Below are 3,240 nucleotides of genomic sequence, written 5' to 3'. Positions count from 1 at the left end.
ATATTACAATTGAGGAATTATAAATGAAGAATCTCACACCATCAAAAATAGTCGTTGAACTTGATAAATACATTATCGGGCAGGATAAAGCGAAAAAAGCAGTTGCTATCGCTTTGCGGAACAGATGGAGAAGGCAGCAGGTCAAAGGTGAACTACAGGAAGAAATAATGCCGAACAATATCATCTTGATCGGACCGACCGGAGTAGGAAAAACAGAAATCGCTCGTCGATTATCCAAATTGGCAAATGCTCCTTTCGTTAAAGTAGAAGCCTCCAAATTCACGGAAGTCGGTTATGTCGGAAGAGATGTGGAATCTATGGTGCGGGAATTGATGAATGTTGCGATCAATGAAGTTCGGATCGAGATGACCAGAGATGTTCAGGAAAAAGCAGAATCCAAAGCCCGTAAAAGAATGATCGATATCCTATATCCCCGACCTCCGGTAATACCCAGAGAATCGGAAGAAGAGATCAAGAAAAAAGATGAAAGATACAAACGGATACGACAGAAAATGGAACGACTTCTCGACACCGGAGAATTGGATAATCGAGAAGTAGAAGTTTCACAGGAAATCCATAAATCTCCGCACATCGAGGTTTTTTCCAATACGGGAATGGAGAATATCGATTTTCAGTTCGGGGAAATGATAAGCGGATTTCTTCCTTTTAAGAAGGATAAAAAAAAGAAAAAAATGAAAGTTCCTGATGCTCTCAAACACCTGATTGAAGAAGAATCCAGCAGATTGGTCAGCAAAGAAAAAGTGACTACTGAAGCGAAAAGAAGAGTTGAGAATGACGGTATTCTTTTTATAGACGAGATCGATAAGATCGCAGGTTCCGATCATCGTTTTGGAGCAGATGTTTCGCGCTCTGGTGTGCAAAGAGATTTATTACCGATAGTCGAAGGTTCGAATGTTCCCACGAAATACGGAATAATCGATACATCGCACATTTTATTTATTGCAGCAGGAGCTTTCACAGTTGCGAAACCATCGGATTTAATCCCTGAATTACAGGGCAGATTTCCCATCCGCGAAGAACTTTCCAGTCTTTCCAAAGATGATCTGAAAAAAATCCTGATCTATCCGAAAAACTCTTTGATCAAACAATATAAAGCACTTTTTAATGCGGAAGAAGTAAAACTGGTTTTCAATGATGATGCTGCCGAGGAAATCGCCAATTTTGCTGCTCTAGCCAATGAAAAAATGGAAGATATTGGTGCTCGTAGATTGCATACAATTATGAATGCACTCTTAGAGGAACAGCTTTTCGATATGCCGGAAAAGAAAAAGAAAAAACTGACGATCACCAAAACTTTTGTTACTAAAAAATTGAATAAGATCATTAAAGATGAGGATTTGAGTAGGTATATATTGTAAATATAACCTGATTTATAGTTCCAAGCTTAAAGGATTGATTCAATGAAAAAAATATTTTTAATTCTATTAATTATCATATCCTCTCAAATTCTAATTTCCAAGACATACAAACAATTTCCATCCGAACCAATAACTCTCAAGCCATACACATCCTTCGATTACGAAGAAATCGACGAATCATCTGCGATCATTAAAAGCAGAATATGGGAGAATGTTTACTGGACTTTGAATGATTCGGGTGATGAAGCACGCATTTTCCCATTCAATCATGATGGAAAAGTTTTACGAGCAAACTGGTATAAAGAAGAAGCCGGAGTTTACATTCCCGATGCCGTGAATGTCGATTGGGAAGATATGACGACCGATGATCAGGGGAACATTTATATCGGAGCGTGTGGAAATAATGACAACATTCGTCGGGATCTGGCAATTTACATTATTAAGGATCCATTTCCGGCATCGACCAGCAAAACACGAGTTTTTCAAACTATTGATTTTTATTATCCTGAACAAACCGAATTTCCGGCAAATCCCAATAATTTCGATTGCGAAGCAATATTCTGGGCAAAAGGGAAATTGTATCTCCTGACCAAACATCGAGCAGATTCAAAAACATGTTTATATCGATTTGATGAGATGGAATTATTCAAAAACAATCCCATCACTAAACTAGGATCTTTTGAGATCGGGGGAATGGTAACTTCTGCTGAAGCATCGAATGACGGAAAAAAACTGGCAGTTCTAACCTACAATTCCGTTTGGCTTTTCGAAAGTGAAACAGACGACTATTTTAATGGTAAAATATCGATACTTCCCATCAAAGCCAAGCAGTGTGAAGCGATCTGCTTTGATGATGATGAAACTTTGTTGATCACAAACGAGCAAATGGAAATTTTTGAATTAAAAATTTATCAGTTGCTTCCCTATAATTAAAAGGAGAGATTATGTGCAAAATGATAGGTTCTTGCGGGATTGTCTGTTCAGATTGTCCGGCTTTTATTGCCACCCAGAATGATGATGAAGACTTAAGAAAAAAGACTGCTGCTGATTGGGCAAAAATGTATGATGCAGACATAAAACCGGAAGATGTTTTTTGTGTCGGCTGTCTGCAAAGCAACGGTCGTTTGTTCAGTCATTGCAATGTTTGTGAAATACGAAAGTGCTGTCGGGAAAAAGGAATTGATAATTGTGCTTATTGTCCTGATTATGCCTGCGACAAGATCATCGAGTTTTTCGGATTTGTCCCGGATGCGAAACTTACATTGGAGAGAATCAGGAACAGTTAATAGAGTCCATCCGATAACAATGAAACTTGAATTAAGTTCGCTTTTGCTGACTCGATTTTTGTTTTCTGATCTGATTATACATCTGAACTTAACTCGAGACTCCGTTTTAAGTCAAATTTCTATTCATCTGAAATCCGACATTACTGACAGATTTGATTAAACTAATGAAACAATATTTATGTAATTTGGTAGTATAACATAATTTATGAAAGATTATGAAAAAATGATGCTGACTTTCCGAAGCTTCTCACGAAGGAATTCTATCCGGCAGTTGCCGGATCGGAAAGTTCCGAGACATATACACCCTTCCGAATCTTAATGTAAGAACTAGTGAAAGAAAGCTTCGGAAGGGAAATGGGTAGTGTATCATTGTTTATGAAAGATTATGAAAAGTAATTTCATAAATATGAGAGAGATTATTTGAAATTTGAATTGGGAATTTATCATTAGTAGCATTTGAAAGATGCTCTCTTATCAATTAGTTTAGCAAACGGATAAAAGATGGATTTTTTAAGGCATATCCCAGAAACAGATCAAACCGGTCTTGTTTTTAGGGGAGATTTCCCAAAAGTGCT

3 protein-coding genes are annotated in these 3,240 nt (G+C 37.4%); all 3 read left to right on the top strand.

From position 1 onward, the window contains the following. Positions 1–23: 23 nt before the first annotated feature. Genes hslU through ENL20_10245 form a run of 3 tightly spaced genes read left to right on the top strand, consistent with a single transcriptional unit; the run spans position 24 to position 2,665 of the window. Entirely contained in the window at positions 24–1,379 is a 1,356-nt protein-coding gene (gene hslU / locus ENL20_10255) for an ATP-dependent protease ATPase subunit HslU (protein HHE38938.1), read from the top strand. Positions 1,380–1,421: 42 nt separating this feature from the next. After that, positions 1,422–2,312, top strand: coding sequence for a hypothetical protein (locus ENL20_10250; protein ID HHE38937.1), 891 nt, complete (start codon positions 1,422–1,424; stop codon positions 2,310–2,312). Positions 2,313–2,323: 11 nt separating this feature from the next. Beyond that, on the top strand, positions 2,324–2,665 hold the full coding sequence (locus ENL20_10245) for a DUF3795 domain-containing protein (protein HHE38936.1): 342 nt from the start codon (positions 2,324–2,326) through the stop codon (positions 2,663–2,665). The last annotated feature ends 575 nt before the right edge of the window (positions 2,666–3,240 follow it).

It is taken from the genome of Candidatus Cloacimonadota bacterium (assembly GCA_011372345.1).
GTDB lineage: Bacteria > Cloacimonadota > Cloacimonadia > Cloacimonadales > TCS61 > DRTC01.
This window is presented reverse-complemented; position numbering and strand designations above follow the sequence as displayed.

Excerpts from the sequence above, each read along its gene's own strand:
- hslU (HHE38938.1), top strand. The coding sequence starts at position 24 with ATGAAGAATCTCACACCATCAAAAATAGTCGTTGAACTTGATAAATAC.
- ENL20_10250 (HHE38937.1), top strand. The coding sequence starts at position 1,422 with ATGAAAAAAATATTTTTAATTCTATTAATTATCATATCCTCTCAAATT.
- ENL20_10245 (HHE38936.1), top strand. The coding sequence starts at position 2,324 with ATGTGCAAAATGATAGGTTCTTGCGGGATTGTCTGTTCAGATTGTCCG.